The sequence below is a fragment of the Klebsiella sp. A-Nf5 genome, from assembly GCF_002810545.1.
In the GTDB taxonomy this organism is placed as follows: domain Bacteria; phylum Pseudomonadota; class Gammaproteobacteria; order Enterobacterales; family Enterobacteriaceae; genus Klebsiella; species Klebsiella variicola.
This window is the reverse complement of the sequence record NZ_PIOG01000258.1, coordinates 1-22027: the sequence shown is the minus strand read 5'-3', so window position 1 is coordinate 22027 and position 22027 is coordinate 1. Positions and strand designations below refer to the sequence as shown.

Below are 22027 nucleotides of genomic sequence, written 5' to 3'. Positions count from 1 at the left end.
GACGGTTCACGGCGAGGGACATTCCCTGAATGGCAAAGATGAGCAGCAGCAGGAACACCAGCACAAAGCCCATGCCGAGAAACATCAGGGTGAAGCCTTCGCCCAGGAGGACGGCATTGTCAGTCATTGGTACATCTCAAATAGAGGCACGATGGCGCGCTGCCTGGCGACGTTTCTGGCGTTTCCGGCTAAGGAGTAGGGTGGATTTCCCTCTGCCGCTCCCGGCATTGGACCCTGATAAGCCATTTACCTCGTCAGTCCAACGCGCCACCGTGCAAATGGGTTAAATCATCATGCCGAACACGATACTGGCGATGACCAGCACAATACCGCCGCCCAAACGGGAGGAGATTTGTGCATAAGAGATAAGGCTCATACGGTTACAGGCGGAAAGGACTTCCAGGTCTCCGGAACCGCCGCGGTTAGCCATACACAGGCCTGCGGTGATCGCCGATTCAATTGGGAAGAAGCCCATCATCCAGCCGCCGATCGCCGCGCCGATCACCGCACCGATAACGATAATGGCGGCGATAACGACGTTAGCGAAGGTGATGGCGTTGATGATTTCCTGCAGGTCGGTGTAGCAGACGCCGACGCCGACCATCAGTACCCACAGCAGCTGTTTAGAGAAGAAATCAGACAGACGCTTGGCGCCGGCTTTGATTTCTGGTGAGCACAGGCCGGAGGCGTTTAGCGCCGCAACGATCAGCACCATCCACGCGAAGTAGTGAATCGAAACGCCGCCAATGCTGGGCAGGATTTTCTTGGCGACGACGTACGCCAGCAGGAAGCAGGTAGTGGACAGCACCAGGCCGACGGCGGTTTCACGATGGGTGATTTGTCCCGCTTTTTCATCGTCTTCCACTTTGAATGAGGCTTTACGCACCAGTTCGCCTTCACCGCTCAGCCAGGTGTGCTTTTTACCGATGATATCGAGTATCGCGGCAAAGACGATGGCGAAGATGTTGGCGATGGTCAGGATAGCGATGGCAGTAGAGTAATACTCTTCACGTGAGCGGCCGGTGACGGAGTGATAAATCTCCGACAGCGGTACCGCGCCCGCGCCGTTGCCGCCGCCCATGATCGGCAGAACGTAGAGCATCATGATACGATCAACCGGAATCCCGAACACCAGACCGATAGCGATACCGAAAATCGACGCGCCGATAATGCCCATCAGGATGGTTGGGATGTAGCCGAGCAGCGATTTCAGCAGCAGGCGGCGGTTCACCGACAGAATCGCACCGGTAATTAATACCGCGATGAATAAGTTAAGGAAGTTACTCTTATCCATCACGTTGCTGATGGCATCGATCTCTTTCTGCGTGAAAATACCGGCATAGACGAAATAAGCCGCCACCAGGAAAATCATCACCGGTGCGCCACCGATATATTTATTGAATATTGGCAGGCGTTTACCAATTTCGCCGAACAAGGCGCCGATAATAAACATGATGGCGAAACCGCCGACAATGTCGGTGGGTAAAGCGTTATAGAAATGTGAAAGTAATAGTGTAATTAACGCAAACGCGTAAAGAGGTAGCGGCATGCCGAAGATTTTAAATCCCAGCAGGTCGCTAACGCCCTTCTTCTCCGTTACCGGAGCCTGACTCATGTTAGTCATAAACGTTATCCTGTTTATCGATGGAGTATTAAGACCGGCGCATAGTAATAAATAGACCCAGTGGTAAGGTGTGATTACCTTCACTGAATACTCGTGTTTTTTATTAATTTAATTGTTTTTATTATTCTGAATTAATTAACAACATAAAAACCATAAAGCCAATTAAGCCACGAGAAAAACTGTGACTTAAATACAAGAATCCATAGCCGAACGCTGGCGAAATACAGGTCGTTTTGAAATGACGAAGCGCTAAAAAATGACACTGATATTAAAACGCGTTCAGCTATTAAAAGATAAACCGCGGCGAGAGGCGATCGATCGGTTTCTCCGCCAGCATCAACTGTCGTTAGAGGCCGACTGCGAAATGGCGATTATCGCCGAGTATCAGCAGCGGCTGGTCGGCTGCGGTGCTATCGCCGGCAATGTGCTGAAATGCATCGCCATCGATCCCTCGCTGCAGGGGGAGGGGCTGAGCCTTAAATTACTGACCGAGCTCCTGACGCTGGCCTATGAGCTGGGGCGCAGCGAGCTGTTTTTATTCACTAAACCCAGTAACGCTGCGCTCTTTTCCGGGGCAGGCTTCTGGCCAATTGCCCAGGCGGGCGATCGCGCCGTATTAATGGAAAATAGCCGCGAACGGCTGACCCGCTACTGCCGACAGCTGGCGATGTACCGTCAGCCGGGGCGCAAAATCGGCGCCATCGTGATGAATGCCAACCCGTTTACCCTCGGCCACCGTTGGCTGGTGGAGCAGGCGGCACGCCAGTGCGACTGGTTGCATCTGTTTGTCGTGAAGGAAGATGCCTCCTGCTTTTCCTATCACGATCGCTTTACGCTTATCGAAAAAGGTATTGCCGGCATCGACAAGGTGACGCTGCATCCCGGTTCGGCGTACCTCATCTCACGGGCGACGTTCCCCGGCTACTTCCTCAAAGAGCAGGGCGTGGTCGATGACTGCCACAGCCAGATCGACCTGCAGATCTTCCGCGAACGCCTGGCCCCGGCGCTGCAGATCACCCATCGCTTTGTTGGCACCGAGCCGCTGTGTTCGCTGACCCGCAGCTACAACCAGCGCATGAAAGCGTTGCTGGAAGCGCCCGGTGATGCGCCGCCTGTTGAAGTGGTTGAGCTGGCGCGTATCGAAAAAAACGGTGGGCCGATATCCGCTTCTCGCGTGCGCGAGCTGTACCGACAGCGCAACTGGCAAGCCGTCGCGGCGCTGGTGCCGCCGGGAACCCTCTCTTTTCTGATGCAACTGGCGGAGAGCGAACATCAAACCGCCTGATTTATACGCCCTAACTAAGGATTTTCCCCTATGGAAATGAAGATTGACGCCCTGGCCGGCACGCTGGAGTCCAGCGATGTGATGGTCAGGATTGGACCGGCGGCGCAGCCGGGCATTCAGCTGGAAATCGACAGCATTGTGAAACAACAGTTTGGCGCCGCGATCGAGCAGGTGGTCAGAGAAACGCTGGCGCAGCTTGGCGTGAAGCAGGCCAACGTGGTGGTCGATGATAAAGGCGCCCTGGAGTGTGTTTTGCGAGCCCGCGTACAGGCCGCGGCGCTGCGCGCGGCGCAACAGTCTCAATTGCAATGGAGCCAGCTATGAAACCACGTCGCAGTATGCTGTTTATCCCTGGCGCCAACGCCGCCATGTTAAGCACGTCATTCGTCTACGGTGCTGATGCGGTGATGTTCGACCTGGAAGATGCCGTCTCGTTACGGGAGAAAGATACCGCCCGTCTGCTGGTGTATCAGGCGCTGCAGCATCCGCTGTATCAGGATATCGAAACCGTGGTGCGCATTAACCCGCTGAACACCCCGTTTGGTCTGGCCGATCTTGAAGCGGTGGTACGCGCGGGCGTGGACATGGTGCGTCTGCCGAAAACCGACAGCAAAGAAGATATCCATGAGCTGGAAGCGCATGTTGAGCGGATTGAGCGCGAATGCGGCCGGGAAGTGGGCAGCACCAAACTCATGGCGGCCATCGAGTCGGCGCTGGGCGTGGTGAATGCGGTAGAGATTGCCCGCGCCAGCCCGCGTCTGGCGGCGATCGCGCTGGCGGCTTTCGACTACGTCATGGATATGGGCACCTCCCGTGGTGACGGTACTGAACTGTTCTATGCCCGCTGCGCCGTGCTGCATGCCGCGCGCGTTGCCGGCATCGCCGCCTATGACGTGGTGTGGTCGGATATCAACAACGAAGAGGGCTTCCTCGCGGAAGCGAATCTGGCGAAAAACCTCGGCTTCAACGGCAAATCGCTGGTCAACCCACGACAAATTGAACTCCTGCATCAGGTCTATGCCCCGACGCGCAAAGAGGTCGACCATGCGCTGGAGGTGATTGCCGCGGCGGAAGAGGCAGAGTCGCGCGGTCTGGGCGTGGTGTCGCTGAACGGCAAGATGATCGACGGACCGATTATCGACCACGCTCGCAAAGTGGTGGCGCTCTCGGCTTCCGGTATTCGTGATTAAGGGGAACAAGATGAAAGAAACTGTAGCAATGCTTAATCAGCAGTACGTGATGCCGGAAGGACTGACCCCTTATAGCGGCGTGACGGCGAAAAGCCCATGGCTGGCCAGTGAAACAGAAAAGCGCCAGCGTAAAATCTGCGACTCGCTGGAAACGGCAATCCGTCGCTCCGGCCTGCAAAATGGTATGACTATCTCGTTCCACCACGCGTTTCGCGGCGGTGACAAAGTGGTCAATATGGTGGTGGCGAAGCTGGCGGAGATGGGCTTTCGCGATCTGACCCTGGCATCCAGTTCGCTGATCGACGCCCACTGGCCGCTGATCGAGCATATTAAAAATGGCGTGATCCGCCAGATCTACACCTCCGGTCTGCGCGGCAAGCTGGGCGAGGAGATCTCCGCCGGCCTGATGGAAAACCCGGTGCAGATCCACTCTCACGGCGGTCGCGTACAGCTGATTCAAAGCGGCGAACTGTCGATTGATGTCGCGTTTCTCGGCGTCCCCTGCTGTGATGAGTTTGGTAATGCCAATGGCTTTAGCGGTAAATCACGTTGTGGTTCGCTGGGCTATGCGCGCGTTGATGCGGAACATGCCAAATGCGTGGTGCTATTGACCGAAGCGTGGGTGGATTACCCAAACTATCCGGCCAGCATTGCCCAGGATCAGGTGGATCTGATCGTCCAGGTGGACGAAGTCGGCGATCCGGAAAAAATTACCGCTGGGGCGATCCGTCTGACCAGCAACCCGCGCGAACTGCTGATTGCCCGCCAGGCGGCGAAGGTGGTCGAGCATTCCGGTTACTTTAAAGATGGCTTCTCGCTGCAGACCGGCACCGGCGGCGCCTCGCTGGCTGTCAGCCGCTTCCTCGAAGACAAAATGCGCCGTAACGGCATCACCGCCAGCTTCGGCCTCGGCGGCATCACCGGCACGATGGTCGATCTGCACGAAAAGGGGCTGATCAAAACGCTGCTTGATACCCAGTCGTTCGATGGCGACGCCGCGCGCTCGCTGGCGCAGAACCCAAACCACGTCGAGATCTCCACCAACCAGTATGCCAGTCCAGGTTCCAAGGGCGCCTCCTGCGAGCGGTTGAACGTGGTGATGCTCAGCGCGCTGGAAATCGATACCGACTTTAACGTCAACGTGATGACCGGCTCCAACGGCGTGCTGCGCGGTGCATCCGGCGGACATAGCGATACCGCCGCCGGCGCGGATCTGACCATCATTACCGCGCCGTTAGTTCGCGGCCGTATTCCCTGCGTCGTGGAAAAAGTGCTGACCCGTGTGACGCCCGGAGCCAGCGTGGATGTACTGGTCACCGACCACGGCATTGCGGTAAACCCGGCGCGCCAGGACCTGATCGACAATTTACGCAATGCGGGTATTCCGCTGATGACCATTGAGGAGCTGCAGCAGCGTGCAGAGCTGTTGACCGGCAAGCCGCAGCCGATCGAATTTACCGATCGGGTGGTGGCGGTCGTGCGCTATCGCGACGGTTCAGTCATCGATGTGATTCGTCAGGTGAAAAACAGCGACTAAACGCAGAGGGGAAAGGCCATGAGCGACGTGTTAATGAATCCTGCGCGTGTGCGGCGCGTGAAGCCACTGAGCGCCGAAGAGGTGGTCAGCGCGGTAGAGCGCGCGCTGTTGACCGAAGTTCGCCTGACCCCCAAGCCCGGGCTGGTGGATATTCGTAACGCTGGCGCGCACCGGGATATGGATCTGGCCTCGTTTGAGGCCAGCACCGCGGTGGTGGCGCCGTGGATGGAGAAGTTTTTTATCATGGGTCACGATACTGCGGCGGTCGCGCCGGAGCAGGTATTGATGATGCTGCGCCCGGTAGGGATGGCCTGTGAGAACGATATGCTGGAGGCCACCGGCGGGGTGAATACCCATCGCGGGGCGATCTTCGCTTTCGGTTTGCTGAGCGCGGCGGCGGGAAGGCTGGTGTCGAAAGGTGAGCCGATTGAACAACACCGGCTTTGTGACCAGGTGGCGCGCTTCTGTCGCGGCATGGTTATGCAGGAATTGTCCGCCGCGAGTGGGGAACGGCTCAGTAAAGGTGAGGCCCATTTTCTGCGTTATGGCCTCTCCGGGGCCCGCGGCGAGGCGGAAAGCGGTTTCCTGACGGTGCGTACCCAGGCATTACCGGTCTTTACCCGCATGATGGAGGAGACCGGCGACAGCAATCTGGCACTGCTGCAAACCTTGCTGCATCTGATGGCGTGGAATGATGACACTAACCTGGTCTCGCGTGGCGGGCTTGCCGGGCTGAACTTTGTTCAGCAGGAGGCGCAGCGACTGCTGTGGCAGGGCGGTGTGCTGGCTGACGGCGGGCTGGAGGCGCTGCGCCAGTTTGACGACGAGCTGATTGCCCGCCATCTCAGCCCCGGCGGCAGCGCCGATCTGCTGGCGGTGACCTGGTTTTTATCCGCGTTTCCCGCCGGCGCACTTTTCCCGCTATAACCCGCTATAACCCACTACAACACCGCTTTCGCCCGCATTGTGCGGGCGAAGGCGCCATCATTAGCCTTCCCGGTTGTCACTACGTCAACGTGGAATTGCGGCACAATCGTATAGTTTTTACTGATATCGTCCGCCGTTTGTCATAAATTTCTAATTATCGGCGTTTTTGAGTAGCGGCCCGCTGACGGGCTGGTTACTCTGAAAACAATTTACGTAATGTTAACAAAAGAGAATAGCTATGCATGATGCACAAATCCGCGTGGCCATCGCCGGCGCGGGCGGCCGGATGGGACGCCAGTTAATTCAGGCTGCATTGCAGATGGAAGGCGTGGCGTTGGGCGCGGCGCTGGAGCGCGAAGGGTCAAGCCTGGTGGGCAGCGACGCCGGGGAGCTGGCGGGCGCCGGCAAAGCGGGCGTCGCGGTGCAGAGCAGCCTCACGGCGGTAAAAGATGATTTCGACGTGTTGATCGATTTTACCCGCCCGGAAGGCACGCTGAACCATCTGGCGTTTTGCCGCGAGCATGGCAAAGGGATGGTCATCGGCACCACCGGTTTTGACGACGCCGGCAAACAGGCGATTCGCGACGCCGCGCAGGAGATTGCCATTGTCTTCGCCGCTAACTTTAGCGTCGGCGTCAACGTCCTGTTAAAGCTGCTGGAGAAGGCGGCAAAGGTGATGGGCGACTACACCGACATCGAAATTATCGAAGCGCACCACCGGCATAAAGTGGATGCACCGTCAGGCACCGCGCTGGCGATGGGCGAAGCGATCGCCGGAGCATTGAACAAAGATCTGAAGGACTGCGCCGTCTACAGTCGTGAAGGTCATACCGGCGAACGCGTTCCGGGCACCATTGGCTTCGCGACCGTCCGTGCGGGCGATATCGTCGGCGAACATACGGCAATGTTTGCCGATATTGGCGAGCGTATTGAAATCACCCATAAAGCGTCCAGCCGCATGACCTTTGCTAATGGTGCAGTTCGTTCGGCATTATGGCTTAAAGATAAGAAAAGTGGTCTTTTTGACATGCGTGATGTGCTGGATTTGAACAGTTTATAACGATTATTACCCATCGTGATGTGGTTATTGCAATCAATAAGTCATTGATGCAAGGGGCAATATATTGTTGCCCTTTTTTATTTTTATGGGTTTGGTTTGTATTTTTGCATTAGTTGGCTATAAAGTATCATTTTTCTGCTGTTTTGGGTGAATGAAATGTAAATTTTGACCATTTGGTCCACTTTTGAGCTCTCCGTCGCCAGGTTTTACACTCTTTTCCTTCCGCAAGCGTTTTCTCAGCCAGGTTTGTTGATCTTTTTGGCGTAAAAATCACGTGTTATGCGCCAGTGGCGTAAAATGACATTAAAAATCTCCGCTTTAAGTTGACTTTTATCCGACATCTCTCCAGAATGCCGCCGTTTGCCAAAATTCTGCGGGCAACAGATTTGCATTGATTCAGATCGTGTTTATGAATTAATATGCAAATAAAGTGAGTGGATATTCTCTGGAGGGTGTTTTGATTAAGTCAGCGCTATTGGTTCTGGAAGACGGAACCCAGTTTCACGGTCGGGCCATCGGGGCAACCGGCACGGCGGTTGGGGAAGTCGTTTTCAATACTTCAATGACCGGTTATCAAGAAATCCTCACTGATCCTTCCTATTCCCGCCAAATCGTCACTCTTACTTATCCTCATATTGGTAATGTCGGCACCAACGCCGCCGATGAAGAATCTTCTCAGGTACACGCGCAGGGTCTGGTTATTCGCGACCTGCCGCTGATTGCCAGCAACTACCGCAATACTGAAGATCTTTCTTCTTATCTGAAGCGCCATAACATTGTGGCGATTGCCGATATCGATACCCGCAAGCTGACGCGTCTGCTGCGTGAGAAAGGGGCGCAAAACGGTTGCATCATCGCGGGCGACAACCCGGATGCTCAACTGGCGCTGGAAAAAGCGAAAGCGTTCCCGGGCCTGAACGGCATGGATCTGGCGAAGGAAGTGACCACCGCAGAAACCTACAGCTGGACGCAAGGCAGCTGGACCCTGGCGGGCGACCTGCCGGAAGCGAAAGCGGAGAGCGAGCTGCCCTTCCACGTCGTGGCGTATGACTTCGGCGCAAAACGCAACATCCTGCGCATGCTGGTTGATCGCGGCTGCCGCCTGACGGTGGTACCGGCGAAGACCTCGGCGGCGGATGTCCTGGCGCTGAATCCGGACGGTATTTTCCTCTCTAACGGCCCTGGCGACCCGGCGCCGTGCGATTACGCTATCGACGCGATTGAAAAATTCCTTGAGACCGATATTCCGGTATTCGGCATCTGCCTTGGCCATCAGCTGCTGGCGCTGGCGAGCGGTGCGAAGACCATTAAGATGAAGTTCGGCCACCACGGCGGCAACCACCCGGTTAAAGATATTGATAACGACGTGGTGATGATTACCGCTCAGAACCATGGTTTTGCGGTTGATGAAGCCACGCTGCCAGCCAACCTGCGCGTGACTCACAAGTCACTGTTCGACGGCACCCTGCAGGGCATTCATCGTACCGACAAACCGGCGTTTAGCTTCCAGGGGCACCCTGAAGCGAGCCCGGGGCCGCACGATGCCGCGCCGCTGTTCGACCATTTTATCGAGTTAATTGAGCTCTACCGTCAGTCCGCGAAATAATCAGGAGTAAAAGAGCAATGCCAAAACGTACAGACATAAAAAGTATCCTGATTCTGGGCGCGGGCCCGATTGTTATCGGTCAGGCGTGTGAGTTTGACTACTCCGGCGCGCAGGCCTGTAAAGCCCTGCGTGAAGAGGGCTACCGCGTTATCCTGGTGAACTCCAACCCGGCGACCATCATGACCGACCCGGAAATGGCCGATGCGACCTACATCGAGCCGATTCACTGGGAAGTGGTACGTAAAATTATCGAAAAAGAGCGCCCGGATGCGGTGCTGCCGACCATGGGCGGCCAGACGGCGCTGAACTGTGCGCTGGAGCTGGAACGTCAGGGCGTGCTGGCAGAGTTCGGCGTGACCATGATCGGCGCCACTGCCGACGCGATTGATAAAGCGGAAGACCGTCGTCGCTTCGACGTGGCGATGAAGAAAATCGGCCTCGACACCGCGCGCTCCGGCATCGCCCACACCATGGAAGAAGCGCTGGCGGTTGCCGCCGACGTTGGCTTCCCGTGCATTATCCGTCCGTCCTTTACGATGGGCGGCACCGGCGGCGGTATCGCCTATAACCGCGAAGAGTTCGAAGAAATCTGCGAACGCGGCCTGGATCTCTCTCCGACCAATGAATTGCTGATCGATGAATCGCTGATCGGCTGGAAAGAGTACGAGATGGAAGTGGTGCGCGATAAGAACGACAACTGCATCATCGTCTGCTCGATTGAAAACTTCGATGCCATGGGGATCCATACCGGCGACTCCATCACCGTTGCCCCGGCGCAGACCCTGACCGACAAAGAATACCAAATCATGCGTAACGCCTCGATGGCGGTCCTGCGTGAAATCGGTGTGGAAACCGGCGGCTCTAACGTGCAGTTCTCGGTGAACCCGAAAGACGGTCGCCTGATCGTTATCGAAATGAACCCGCGCGTCTCCCGCTCTTCGGCGCTGGCCTCGAAAGCCACCGGCTTCCCGATTGCTAAAGTGGCGGCCAAGCTGGCGGTGGGCTACACCCTCGACGAGCTGATGAACGACATCACCGGCGGCCGCACTCCGGCTTCCTTCGAGCCGTCCATCGACTACGTGGTCACCAAAATTCCACGCTTTAACTTCGAAAAATTCGCCGGCGCTAACGACCGTCTGACCACCCAGATGAAATCCGTCGGCGAAGTGATGGCGATTGGCCGCACCCAGCAGGAATCGCTGCAGAAAGCGCTGCGCGGCCTGGAAGTGGGCGCTACCGGCTTCGACCCGAAAGTGAGCCTCGACGACCCGGAAGCGCTGACCAAAATCCGCCGCGAGCTGAAAGACGCTGGCGCCGAGCGTATCTGGTACATCGCGGATGCTTTCCGCGCCGGTCTCTCGGTAGACGGCGTTTTCAACCTGACCAATATCGACCGCTGGTTCCTGGTGCAGATTGAAGAGCTGGTGCGTCTGGAAGAGAAAGTGGTGGAAGTGGGCATCAACGGCCTCGACGCCGACTTCCTGCGCACCCTGAAGCGTAAAGGCTTTGCCGATGCGCGTCTGGCGAAACTGGCTGGCGTGCGTGAAGCGGAAATTCGCAAGCTGCGCGACCAGTATGACCTGCACCCGGTCTACAAGCGCGTGGACACCTGCGCCGCCGAATTCGCCACCGATACCGCCTACATGTACTCCACGTATGAAGAAGAGTGTGAGTCCAACCCGTCCGTTGACCGCGATAAAATCATGGTCCTCGGCGGCGGCCCGAACCGTATCGGCCAGGGTATCGAATTTGACTACTGCTGCGTACACGCCTCTCTGGCGCTGCGCGAAGACGGTTACGAGACCATCATGGTCAACTGTAACCCGGAAACCGTGTCTACCGACTATGACACCTCCGACCGTCTGTACTTCGAGCCGGTGACCCTGGAAGACGTGCTGGAAATCGTGCGCATCGAGAAGCCGAAGGGCGTTATCGTCCAGTACGGCGGCCAGACGCCGCTGAAGCTGGCGCGCGCCCTGGAAGCCGCAGGCGTACCGGTTATCGGCACCAGCCCGGACGCTATCGACCGCGCGGAAGACCGTGAGCGTTTCCAGCACGCGGTTGACCGTCTGAAGCTGAAGCAGCCGGCGAACGCCACCGTCACCGCTATTGAGCAGGCGGTAGAGAGAGCGAAAGAGATTGGCTACCCGCTGGTGGTTCGTCCGTCTTACGTGCTTGGCGGCCGGGCGATGGAAATTGTTTACGACGAGCAGGATCTGCGCCGCTACTTCCAGACCGCGGTTAGCGTCTCCAACGATGCACCGGTACTGCTGGATCGCTTCCTCGACGACGCGATTGAAGTGGATGTCGATGCTATCTGCGACGGCGAGATGGTGCTGATTGGCGGCATCATGGAGCATATCGAGCAGGCGGGCGTACACTCCGGCGACTCAGCCTGTTCCCTGCCAGCGTATACGCTGAGCCAGGAAATTCAGGATGTGATGCGCGAGCAGGTGCAGAAGCTGGCTTTCGAGCTGCAGGTTCGTGGTCTGATGAACGTCCAGTTCGCGGTGAAAGATAACGAAGTTTATCTGATTGAAGTGAACCCGCGTGCGGCGCGTACCGTACCGTTCGTCTCCAAAGCCACCGGCGTCCCGCTGGCGAAAGTCGCGGCGCGCGTAATGGCCGGTAAAACGCTGGCGCAGCAGGGCGTGACCAAAGAGATCATCCCGCCGTACTACTCGGTGAAAGAAGTGGTCCTGCCGTTCAACAAATTCCCGGGCGTTGACCCGCTGTTAGGGCCAGAAATGCGCTCTACCGGGGAAGTGATGGGCGTGGGTCGCACCTTTGCCGAAGCGTTCGCCAAAGCGCAGCTGGGCAGCAACTCGACCATGAAGAAAAAGGGTCGTGCACTGCTCTCCGTTCGCGAAGGCGACAAAGAGCGCGTGGTCGACCTGGCGGCGAAGCTGCTGAAGTTTGGCTTTGAGCTGGATGCGACCCACGGTACGGCGATTGTACTGGGCGAAGCGGGTATCAACCCGCGTCTGGTGAACAAGGTGCATGAAGGTCGTCCGCATATTCAGGACCGTATCAAGAATGGCGAATACACCTACATCATCAACACCACCGCAGGTCGCCAGGCGATTGAAGACTCCAAGCTGATTCGCCGCAGCGCGCTGCAGTACAAGGTGCATTACGACACCACCCTGAACGGCGGCTTTGCCACTGCGATGGCGCTGAATGCCGATGCCACCGAGAAGGTGATTTCGGTTCAGGAAATGCACGCGCAAATCACCAAATAAGCGCACCGGCCTGGCCGGATAACAACAAGCCTGGGCTGACGACATCGTCAGCCCTTTTTTTTGGCTACGGTCATCTTCGGAGAGTTCTGCTTTTAACCACCTGTCGGGTCAGGCTAACTATAGTTAGCACCATAACGATACCTATTGATGAAAAGACAGGAGGATACAATGCGGAACAATATTCTGGTGGCATCCGCACTGGCAGCGACGGCAATCATGTTCGTGGCCGGCTGCTCATCGAATCAGTCGATCAAAACCACCGATGGCAAGACCATTGTCACCAGCGGCAAACCGCAGGTGGATGATGACACCGGCCTCGTCTCATACAAAAATGCCGAAACCGGCCGCGTGGAGCAGATTAACCGCGACCAGGTAAAATCCATGGATGAGCTGGATAACTAAGTGGTTATCCCAGGCCCCGCGGGGAGCGTGCGGGGCCGAACGATCGCGTTACAGCAGCGCGCGATCGATTTTGACCACGATTTTGCGCAACGCTGCGCCTTGATCGAGGCAGGCCATCGGGCGGTGTAATTCACCGGGGAAGAGGATCGCCAGCTCTTCCGGGTGGAGATGAATCAGCGTTTCGCTGTCGATAGCCTGGCAGAAACCGATATCCTGCGCCGTGTTGAAGGGGCCATCTTCAACGAGCGGCAGCCCTTTATTCCCGGCACCGATGATCTCTTCGCCTTTCAGCACAATGTGAATGTCGAGATATTGACGATGATATTCCGGGCGTTGCTCGCTCAGCGGCCGGGTGTGACCTTCGACGACGGTAAAAAACACATTATCACTCTCGACGGTATATTTCCCCGGCGGCAGCGCGTGCGGTTGTTGCTGTAATACGGCCTGCAGCGCCTGGCGAATCACCGGCGGATAGAGCTCATTTTCGGCGGCGGCGGTTAAGGTATCGATAATCATGCCGGGATCCTCTGCGGTTGTTGCGAATGAAGTAACGTTAATGAGTGAGCGACAATACTGGCGACGTCGGGGGTAATATCGACGGCCAGAACATCGCTTTCACTGGCGTCTGGCGTCTCCAGGGCGGCAAACTGGCTACGCAGTAGCGCCTCTGGCATAAAGTGGCCTTTACGCTGGCGCATACGCTGCAAAATGCAGTCATAATCCCCGGTCAACCACAGGAAGCGTAGCTTCGCGTTCCCCTCACGCAGGCGGTCGCGATAGCGCTTCTTCAATGCGGAACAGACCAATACACCAGACTCGTTTTTCTGCTCAAGGCTGAAAATAACGTCGGCGATACGCGTCAGCCACGGTTGACGATCCTCATCATTTAGCGGCTGGCTGGTGGCCATTTTGACGATATTGTTGCGTGGATGAAGGTCGTCGCCGTCGATAAATTTCGCCCCCAGCGCGTGGGCCAATGCCTGACCGACGGTGGATTTGCCGGTCCCGGAGACGCCCATCAAAATAATGCATTGTCCTGCCATCATGCGCTCCTTCTCTCAGACCGCGACCAGCATGCCGCCATCAACGAACAGCAGATGGCCGTTGACGAAATTCGACGCGTTTGACGATAAAAAGACGGCAGCGCCGACCAGCTCCTGCGGATCGCCCCAGCGGGCGGCAGGGGTGCGTTTGCATAACCAGTCGGTAAACGCCTTATCCTCAACCAGCGTCCGGGTCATCGCCGTATTAAAGTAGCCCGGGGCAATACCGTTGACCTGAATGTTGTGCCGCGCCAGCTCAACGCACATCCCGCGGGTTAGCATCTTCACCGCGCCTTTGGCGGCGGCGTAAGGGGTGATGGTGTCGCGCCCCAGCTCGCTCTGCATGGAGCAGATATTGATGATTTTTCCCTGCTGGCGGTCAACCATGCGCTTCGCGACGGCCTGAGAGACGAGAAACACCGCCGTCTGGTTAACCGAAATCACGTCATTCCACTCCTGCACCGGGAATTCGGTAAACGGGTGTCGACGCTGGATCCCGGCGTTATTGAATAACACGTCGATTGGGCCAATATGCGCTTCGATATCGGCAATGGCCTCTTCAACGGCCTCGGCATCGGTCACGTTAAATACCGCAGCATGGGCGATGGCGCCTTCATCGCGGAGCTTCATCACTGCATCGTCCGCTCGCGGGGCAGAAAGGTCATTAATAATGATTTCTGCGCCATATTGCGCCAGACCCTGGGCCATGACAAAACCGATCCCCTGTCCTGCACCCGTAATTAAAATGCGTTTACCTTGTAAGCTGAAAAGATCGTTCATCTCGATATCCTGATTAGCGGCTGAAGAAAACCTGTGCCCTATCTCACGGATTTTTACCGGGGGAAACTGTGATGAAGATCACTCGAAACCGTGTTACAAAAAGGGGTTACCTTAAACGTGACGCTGCCGGTAAATCTCGCTGACTCAACGGGTTAACGGCTACGGACTGGCATTCTCTTTTTACCCCCCGACAGGCATAATGGCCTGAAGCAGTCAGGTATTTGGCGGACACACAGATGAAAGCACAACGCATTACGCTCCATGATATTGCCGAGCTGGCTGGCGTAACCAAGATGACCGTTAGCCGCTATTTACGCACCCCGGAAAAGGTGAAACCGGAGACGGCGGAGCGCATTGCCAGCGTGATAGCGGAGATCGGCTATCAGCCCGACCCGGATAATCCGGCGATGACCAGCGTCGCCGTGCCGCGGATTGGCGTACTCATTCCCTCCTTTCATAATCAAATTTTTGCCGATCTGCTGGCCGGTATCGAATCTGTCGCCGCCGGGCATGGCTACCAGACGCTGGTGGTGAATTACGACTACGATCGCCAGCGTGAAGAGGAGCAGATTGCCGCCGTGCTGGCGTTTAACGTGAAAGGGCTGCTGCTGACCGAGTCGGTGCACTCCCTGCGGGCGGACAAGTATCTGAATGCCGCGAAGATCCCGATCGCTGAAGTGATGGGGCTGGCGGAGAATCCGGGACGCATCAACGTCGGATTCGATAACTTCCAGGCCGGCTTCGATATGACCACCATGCTGCTGGCCAGCGGTAAACGACGGATCATCTACTTCGGCTCGATGTCCGATGTCCGCGACGAGCAGCGTTATCTGGGCTACTGTCGGGCGATGGAGAATGCCGGGCTGGCGGTGGGGCGCATTGCGCCGAATAAAGTCTCGTCGGTTTCCATTGGCACCGGCATGATGACCCTGGCGCGGCAAATGTACGCCGATATGGACGGTATCCTGTGCACTAATGACGATCTGGCGGTGGGCGTGTTACAGGAGTGCCTGGCATCCGGTATCAGCGTGCCCCAGGAGCTGGCTATCGCGGGCTTTCATGGCCTGGAGATCGGCCAGATCGTCTCTCCCCGGCTGGCCAGCGTCCTGACGCCGCGCTTCGAGATGGGGAAAGTAGCGACAGAGATTTTAATAAAGAAAATCAAAGGACTGCCCACCATTGAAAAAGTGGATCTCCACTACCGCCTGTCGATGGGCGAAACGATTTAACGTCCATCAGCCAGCGCCTACCGCGTGTTAGCGAAAGGTTAATGCGCGCGCGGTCCATCGCCTGTCTGGTCGCCGTTTTGTCTTCACGATCACGCGTCCGGTAACACGCATTTTTAACACGATTCAGCGTGATACAGATCGCAAAATCCCCCGGTAAAAACCCGTTTGATAGTGGCTACCGTCGTAACCAAACGTCAAACAGGTGATCTGATGAAGAGTGTTATTCCCCGCGCCGTCCTTTTAGTGGCCCCCGTAATTGAAACCCTGCAGCTGCAGCTGGCGGAGCATTTCCCGCTGCTGCGTCTCTACGAGCAGGACGACCCGATCGCCTTTCTGCGTGAGCAAGGTGAGAACATTGCCGTCGTGGTCACTCGCGGCGACGTCGGCGTAGCAAACAGCGTCCTTGAGTTGCTGCCTCAGGCTGGGCTGATTGCCATCTTTGGCGTCGGTACCGATGCGGTGGATCTGGCGTATGCCCGCTCGCGGCAAATTGCCGTCACCATCACCTCCGGGGTGTTGACGAATGATGTCGCTGACCTGGCGATGGGGCTGCTGCTGGCCGGTTCCCGTCAGCTCTGTCAGGGCGATCGCTTTGTCCGCGAAGGACGCTGGCTGAGCGGTGGTATGCCGTTGGCGACTCAGGTGAGCGGGAAGCGTATCGGCCTGCTGGGTATGGGGAATATTGGCCAGGCGATCGCCCGCCGGGCGCGGGGTTTTGATATGCAGGTGCTGTATACCGACCGTAAAAAGATAGCGGGCCTCGATTATCAGTGGTGTGCCGACCTGCATACCCTGGCGCATGAGAGCGATTTTCTGGTGATTGCCGCATCCGGCGGCGAGGCGAACCGCGGCATCATCGACGCCTCGGTGTTTAACGTGATGCCGGCGCATGCCTGGCTTATCAATATTGCCCGCGGTTCGCTGGTGGATGAAAAGGCGTTGATCCACGCGTTACAAAACGGCGTTATCGCCGGGGCCGGGCTCGATGTGTTCGAACAGGAACCCCAGGTCCCGGCGGCGCTGATCGCCCTCGATAACGTGGTGCTGCAGCCGCATGTCGCCAGCGCCACGCAGGAAACACGACAGAAAATGAGCGAAGTGGTTTTTGCTAACGTCGCCGCCTGGTTTGCCGGCGCAGCGCTGCCAAACGCTATCGATTAATTAGCTTTTTATTTCTGTACCCGCGCGATCTCAATCAAAACAATAACCTCTGCATAGAGAGTGCAAATATATGAACGAGAAAATTCCCAGCACCCGTTGGCTGCGTATCATTGTGCCGGTGTTAATTGCCTGCATTATGTCATTTATGGACCGGGTTAATATTAGCTTTGCCCTGCCGGGCGGCATGGAGGCCGATTTAGGCATTACCAGCCAAATGGCCGGCGTGGCCAGCGGTATCTTTTTTATTGGTTATTTATTTTTGCAAATTCCCGGTGGGCGAATTGCGGTTAACGGCAGCGGTAAAAAATTTATTGCCTGGTCGCTGGTAGCCTGGGCTATCGTTTCCGTGGCAACAGGGTTTGTAACTCATCAATATCAACTGCTGGTGCTGCGATTTATTCTCGGGGTATCGGAAGGGGGAATGCTGCCGGTAGTGCTGACCATGGTCAGTAACTGGTTTCCGGAAAAAGAGCTGGGTCGCGCGAACGCGTTTGTGATGATGTTTGCCCCGCTCGGCGGCATGCTCACCGCGCCGGTCTCCGGCGCCATTATTGCGGCGCTTGACTGGCGCTGGCTGTTTATCATCGAAGGGCTGTTGTCGCTGGTGGTGCTGGTCGTGTGGTGGTTTATGATCAGCGACCGTCCGCAAGAGGCCCACTGGTTGCCCGCCCGCGAGCGTGACTATCTGGTGACCACCCTGGCCGCCGAGCGTGCGGCGAAGCAGGCCGAAGCCCCAGTCAGCAAGGCCCCGGTGAAGGATGTGTTTGGTAATGCCGGACTGATGAAGCTGGTGATCCTCAATTTTTTCTACCAGACCGGGGATTATGGCTACACGCTGTGGCTGCCGACCATTCTGAAGGGGTTAACCGGCGGCAACATGGCCAGCGTTGGCTTCCTGGCGGTGCTGCCGTTTGTCGCCACGCTGGCCGGGATCTATGTGATTTCGTTGTTCAGCGACCACAGCGGTAAGCGTCGTCTGTGGGTTCGCTTCTCGCTCTACAGTTTTGCGGCAGCGCTGGTGGCATCGGTGGTGCTGCGCGACCATATGGTGGCGGCCTATATCGCGCTGGTGATCTGCGGCTTCTTTCTCAAATCGGCTACCAGTCCGTTCTGGTCGATGCCGGGGCGTATCGCTTCGCCGGAGGTGGCGGGCAGCGCACGCGGGGTGATCAATGGCCTGGGCAATCTCGGCGGATTCTGTGGCCCCTATCTGGTGGGTGTGATGATGTATCTCTACGGCCAGAATGTGGCGGTCTGCGCCCTGGCCGGTTCGTTGATTATCGCCGGTACAATGACCTTTCTGCTACCGAAGCAATGCGATCTGGTCGACAGCGATTCTGATGTGGCGATCAAGAATCAACCCCGAAATGCGTAACCCACTGCGACATAAATCACAGTTATCATTGTAAGCCGTTGGCTTAACTGTCTACACTCTTGCTGATTATGACAAGAGCAAACACAGGCCAATCAATGATTCTGATAATTTATGCGCATCCTTATCCGCAGCATTCTCATGCGAATAAGCGAATGCTTGAACAGGCAGGGACGCTTGAAGGCGTAGAGATACGCTCCCTCTATCAACTCTATCCCGACTTTAATATCGATGTCGCCGCCGAGCAGGCGGCGCTGGCCCGTGCCGATCTGGTTATCTGGCAGCATCCCATGCAGTGGTATAGCGTGCCGCCGCTGCTGAAGCTGTGGATGGATAAAGTGCTGGCGCACGGCTGGGCCTATGGTCACAACGGTATTGCCCTGCGCGGTAAATCGCTGATGTGGGCGGTGACCACCGGCGGCGGTGAAAGCCACTTTGACATCGGCTCATTCCCCGGTTTTCCGGTGCTGGCGCAGCCGTTGCAGGCAACCGCGCTTTACTGTGGGATGAAATGGCTGCCGCCGTTCGCCATGCACTGCACCTTTATCTGCGATGACGAAACGCTGCAGGCGCAGGCCCGCCACTATCGTCAACGCTTAATCGACTGGCAGGAGGCACACCAGAATGGATAGCCATACCCTGATACAAGCGCTGATTTACCTGGGCGCCGCGGCGCTGATTGTGCCCATCGCCGTCCGCCTGGGGCTGGGGTCGGTGCTGGGCTATCTGATCGCTGGCTGTATTATCGGCCCGTGGGGGCTGCGGCTGGTGACCGATGCCGAGTCGATTCTGCACTTTGCCGAGATCGGCGTGGTATTGATGCTGTTCGTGATTGGTCTGGAGCTGGATCCGCAGCGGCTGTGGAAGCTACGCGCCTCGGTGTTCGGCGGCGGCGCGCTGCAGATGGTGGCCTGCGGGGTATTGATTGGCCTGTTCTGTATGCTGCTGGGCCTGCGCTGGCAGGTGGCCGAGCTGATAGGCATGACCCTGGCGCTCTCTTCCACTGCCATTGCGATGCAGGCGATGAATGAGCGCAATCTGACGGTGTCGCAGATGGGGCGGAGCGCCTTCGCGGTGCTGCTGTTCCAGGATATCGCGGCGATCCCGTTGGTGGCGATGATCCCGCTGCTGGCGGCCAGCGGCGGCGCCACTTCGCTGGTGGCGTTTGCTATCTCCGCGCTGAAGGTGGCCGCGGCGCTGGCGCTGGTGGTGGCCCTGGGGCGCTATCTGACCCGTCCGCTGCTGCGCTTTGTCGCCCGTTCCGGCCTGCGCGAAGTGTTCAGCGCCGTGGCGCTGTTCCTGGTCTTCGGCTTTGGATTGCTGCTGGAGGAAGTCGGGCTGTCAATGGCGATGGGGGCGTTTCTCGCCGGGGTGCTGCTGGCCAGCTCCGAGTATCGCCATGCGCTGGAGAGCGATATCGAGCCGTTTAAAGGGCTGCTACTGGGGCTGTTCTTTATCGGCGTCGGCATGTCGATTGATTTCGGCACTCTCGTTACCCATCCGCTGCGTATCGTTATTTTGCTGCTCGGTTTCCTGGCGATAAAAATGCTGATGCTGTGGCTTATCGCCAGGCCGCTGGGCGTGCCACGCGCCCAGCGCCGCTGGTTTGCGGTGCTGCTGGGGCAGGGAAGCGAGTTCGCGTTTGTGGTCTTTGGCGCCGCGCGGATGGCGGATGTGCTGGACGGAGAATGGGCAAAGGCGCTGACCCTGGCGGTAGCGCTGTCGATGGCGGCAACGCCAGTCCTGCTGGTCCTGCTGACTCGCCTGGAGAAATCGGCCAGCGGCCAGGCGCGCGATGCTGACGAGATTGATGAAGAGCAGCCGCGGGTGATTGTCGCCGGCTTTGGTCGCTACGGGCAAATAGCCGGTCGTGTGCTGCTCTCCAGCGGAGTGAAAATGGTGATCCTCGATCACGACCCGGACCATGTTGATACCCTGCGCAAATTTGATATGAAGGTTTTCTACGGTGATGCCACCCGGGTCGACCTGCTGGAGTCGGCCGGCGCTGAAAAGGCGGAAGTGCTGATCAATGCCATCGACGATCCGCACGTCAGCCTTGAGCTGGTGGAGAGGGTGAAAGAGCACTTTCCGCATCTGCAGATTATCTCCCGCGCCCGCGATGTCGATCATTACATCAAGCTGCGCCAGGCTGGCGTCGAGGCCCCGGAGCGTGAAACCTTTGAGGCGGCGCTGAAGTCCGGCCGGATGACGCTGGAGGCGCTGGGGCTCGGCGCGTATGAAGCCCGCGAGCGGGCCGATCTGTTCCGTCGTTTCAACCTGCAGATGGTTGAAGAGATGGTGGCGATGGCGGAAAACGACGCAGCGTCGCGGGTGGCGGTCTTCAAGCGTACCAGCGATATGCTCACCGGCATCATTAACGAAGATCGTCATCATCTGTCGTTGGTGCAGCGTCACGGCTGGCAGGGGACGGAAGAGGGCAGGCACACCGGGGATATTGCCGATGAGCCGGAAAATAAGCCCTCAGCCTGACGCTCGTCAGTAACATTTTGTTTTCCGTTTAGAACCGGTTCTGGCGGCCCACGGTGTGAACGTGGGCTTGCCAGCAAATCAGAAAATTTTCTTATTCTTTACCTTCCGGCCAGTCGACGAAGTAGTACGCTTTCCGTATAGTGGCGACAATTTTTTGCACTCGGGAATGAATGAATGATCAGTCTGATTGCGGCGTTAGCGGTAGATCGCGTCATTGGTATGGAAAACGCCATGCCATGGAACCTGCCTGCCGATCTCGCCTGGTTCAAACGCAACACGTTAAATAAGCCGGTGGTGATGGGGCGTCTGACCTGGGAATCCATTGGGCGCCCGTTGCCGGGGCGTAAAAATATCGTGATCAGCAGCAAACCCGGCAGCGACGATCGCGTGCAGTGGGTCTCCTCAGTGGAGGAAGCGATTGCTGCCTGCGGTGATGTGGAAGAGATTATGGTGATCGGCGGCGGCCGCGTTTATGAGCAGTTCCTGCCGAAAGCGCATAAGCTCTATCTGACCCACATTGATGCGGAAGTGGAAGGCGATACCCATTTCCCGGATTACGATCCGGACGAGTGGGAGTCGGTGTTCAGCGAGTTTCATGACGCTGACGCGCAGAACTCCCACAGCTACTGCTTTGAGATCCTCGAACGCCGTTAAGCGGGAAGGATAGCAATGAAAAAACCCCGGTCGCGCCTGGCGTGACCGGGGTTTTCTTTTGCGTGAATTCCGCGACGATTGCGCACTCAGTATCTCGTCATATTTCCCGTCGCGGGCTTCGTCTTTCGGGAGCGCTGCCGGGCGACAAATCGCAAAGAAATGTAGGTCGGATAGGGCGTAAGCCGCCACCCGACACAAAAGTGGCTTCGCGCCCGCTGTTGTTGCCCGGCGGCGCTGCGCTTGCGCGGGCCTACGGGACTGCGTCATGTTTCCCGTCGCGGGCTTCGTCTTTCGGGAGCGCTGCCGGGCGACAAATCGCAAGGAAATGTAGGCCGGGTAAGGCGTTAGCCGCCACCCGACACAAAAGTGGCTTCGCGTCCGCTGTTCTTGCCCGGCGGCGCTGCGCTTGCGCGGGCCTACGGGAC

The 22027-nt window shown here is 57.4% G+C and carries 20 protein-coding genes; 15 read left to right on the top strand and 5 right to left on the bottom strand.

The window, feature by feature from the left end:
• Together CWM53_RS24790 and citS are read right to left on the bottom strand one after the other, a co-directional pair.
• Positions 1 to 127: OadG family transporter subunit (locus CWM53_RS24790; protein ID WP_206052725.1), on the bottom strand; the 127-nt coding region annotated here is incomplete at its 3' end.
• A gap of 156 nt (positions 128 to 283) precedes the next feature.
• Positions 284 to 1624 carry a citrate/sodium symporter CitS gene (gene citS / locus CWM53_RS24785; protein WP_100729991.1) on the bottom strand — a complete coding sequence of 447 codons (1341 nt, stop codon included), beginning with the start codon at positions 1622 to 1624 and terminating at the stop codon, positions 284 to 286.
• Between the two features lie 256 nt (positions 1625 to 1880).
• Between citS and citC the strand changes: the two genes are divergently transcribed.
• The 9 genes from citC to CWM53_RS24735 all read left to right on the top strand — a co-directional run bounded on the left by citC (position 1881) and on the right by CWM53_RS24735 (position 12873).
• On the top strand, positions 1881 to 2909 hold the full coding sequence (citC, locus tag CWM53_RS24780; RefSeq protein WP_040972889.1) for a [citrate (pro-3S)-lyase] ligase: 1029 nt from the start codon (positions 1881 to 1883) through the stop codon (positions 2907 to 2909).
• Between the two features lie 30 nt (positions 2910 to 2939).
• On the top strand, positions 2940 to 3233 hold the full coding sequence (citD, locus tag CWM53_RS24775) for a citrate lyase acyl carrier protein (protein WP_012542888.1): 294 nt from the start codon (positions 2940 to 2942) through the stop codon (positions 3231 to 3233).
• Complete coding sequence (citE, locus tag CWM53_RS24770) at positions 3230 to 4099, top strand: citrate (pro-3S)-lyase subunit beta (protein WP_012968960.1); 870 nt, start codon at positions 3230 to 3232, stop codon at positions 4097 to 4099. Before citD ends, citE begins: the two co-directional genes overlap by 4 nt.
• Before the next feature lie 10 nt (positions 4100 to 4109).
• Positions 4110 to 5636 (top strand): citrate lyase subunit alpha, encoded by a 1527-nt coding sequence (citF, locus tag CWM53_RS24765; RefSeq protein ID WP_061155805.1) that lies wholly within the window; start codon positions 4110 to 4112, stop codon positions 5634 to 5636.
• A gap of 18 nt (positions 5637 to 5654) precedes the next feature.
• On the top strand, positions 5655 to 6563 hold the full coding sequence (gene citG / locus CWM53_RS24760; protein ID WP_100631635.1) for a triphosphoribosyl-dephospho-CoA synthase CitG: 909 nt from the start codon (positions 5655 to 5657) through the stop codon (positions 6561 to 6563).
• Positions 6564 to 6801: 238 nt separating this feature from the next.
• On the top strand, positions 6802 to 7623 hold the full coding sequence (gene dapB / locus CWM53_RS24755; protein ID WP_061155803.1) for a 4-hydroxy-tetrahydrodipicolinate reductase: 822 nt from the start codon (positions 6802 to 6804) through the stop codon (positions 7621 to 7623).
• 457 nt (positions 7624 to 8080) lie between these two features.
• The gene (carA, locus tag CWM53_RS24745) at positions 8081 to 9229 is read left to right on the top strand and encodes a glutamine-hydrolyzing carbamoyl-phosphate synthase small subunit (protein WP_061155802.1); all 1149 of its coding nucleotides are present in this window, start codon (positions 8081 to 8083) and stop codon (positions 9227 to 9229) included.
• Between the two features lie 17 nt (positions 9230 to 9246).
• Complete coding sequence (gene carB, locus CWM53_RS24740; RefSeq protein WP_061155801.1) at positions 9247 to 12471, top strand: carbamoyl-phosphate synthase large subunit; 3225 nt, start codon at positions 9247 to 9249, stop codon at positions 12469 to 12471.
• A gap of 168 nt (positions 12472 to 12639) precedes the next feature.
• The gene (locus CWM53_RS24735) at positions 12640 to 12873 is read left to right on the top strand and encodes a YgdI/YgdR family lipoprotein (RefSeq protein ID WP_002888059.1); all 234 of its coding nucleotides are present in this window, start codon (positions 12640 to 12642) and stop codon (positions 12871 to 12873) included.
• A 48-nt stretch (positions 12874 to 12921) separates the two neighbouring features.
• Here CWM53_RS24735 and CWM53_RS24730 read toward each other — a convergent pair whose 3' ends face one another.
• The 3 genes from CWM53_RS24730 to idnO are packed head-to-tail and all read right to left on the bottom strand — an operon-like array spanning position 12922 to position 14696.
• The gene (locus CWM53_RS24730; RefSeq protein ID WP_100631634.1) at positions 12922 to 13389 is read right to left on the bottom strand and encodes a YhcH/YjgK/YiaL family protein; all 468 of its coding nucleotides are present in this window, start codon (positions 13387 to 13389) and stop codon (positions 12922 to 12924) included.
• Positions 13386 to 13916 carry a gluconokinase gene (locus tag CWM53_RS24725; RefSeq protein ID WP_008807483.1) on the bottom strand — a complete coding sequence of 177 codons (531 nt, stop codon included), beginning with the start codon at positions 13914 to 13916 and terminating at the stop codon, positions 13386 to 13388. Before CWM53_RS24725 ends, CWM53_RS24730 begins: the two co-directional genes overlap by 4 nt.
• Positions 13917 to 13931: 15 nt before the next feature.
• Complete coding sequence (gene idnO, locus CWM53_RS24720) at positions 13932 to 14696, bottom strand: gluconate 5-dehydrogenase (RefSeq protein WP_025713774.1); 765 nt, start codon at positions 14694 to 14696, stop codon at positions 13932 to 13934.
• 236 nt (positions 14697 to 14932) lie between these two features.
• On the opposite strand from idnO, the gene CWM53_RS24715 reads away from it, so the two are divergent.
• The 6 genes from CWM53_RS24715 to folA all read left to right on the top strand — a co-directional run bounded on the left by CWM53_RS24715 (position 14933) and on the right by folA (position 21602).
• The gene (locus CWM53_RS24715) at positions 14933 to 15925 is read left to right on the top strand and encodes a LacI family DNA-binding transcriptional regulator (protein WP_008807481.1); all 993 of its coding nucleotides are present in this window, start codon (positions 14933 to 14935) and stop codon (positions 15923 to 15925) included.
• A 210-nt stretch (positions 15926 to 16135) separates the two neighbouring features.
• On the top strand, positions 16136 to 17086 hold the full coding sequence (locus CWM53_RS24710) for a 2-hydroxyacid dehydrogenase (RefSeq protein ID WP_012542880.1): 951 nt from the start codon (positions 16136 to 16138) through the stop codon (positions 17084 to 17086).
• 70 nt (positions 17087 to 17156) lie between these two features.
• Positions 17157 to 18461: an MFS transporter gene (locus tag CWM53_RS24705; RefSeq protein WP_032756190.1), complete on the top strand. Its 1305-nt coding sequence runs from the start codon at positions 17157 to 17159 to the stop codon at positions 18459 to 18461.
• Positions 18462 to 18556: 95 nt separating this feature from the next.
• Complete coding sequence (gene kefF / locus CWM53_RS24700; RefSeq protein ID WP_008807478.1) at positions 18557 to 19090, top strand: glutathione-regulated potassium-efflux system oxidoreductase KefF; 534 nt, start codon at positions 18557 to 18559, stop codon at positions 19088 to 19090.
• On the top strand, positions 19083 to 20948 hold the full coding sequence (kefC, locus tag CWM53_RS24695; protein WP_074386893.1) for a glutathione-regulated potassium-efflux system protein KefC: 1866 nt from the start codon (positions 19083 to 19085) through the stop codon (positions 20946 to 20948). Before kefF ends, kefC begins: the two co-directional genes overlap by 8 nt.
• A 174-nt stretch (positions 20949 to 21122) precedes the next feature.
• Positions 21123 to 21602: a type 3 dihydrofolate reductase gene (folA, locus tag CWM53_RS24685; protein WP_008807476.1), complete on the top strand. Its 480-nt coding sequence runs from the start codon at positions 21123 to 21125 to the stop codon at positions 21600 to 21602.
• The last annotated feature ends 425 nt before the right edge of the window (positions 21603 to 22027 follow it).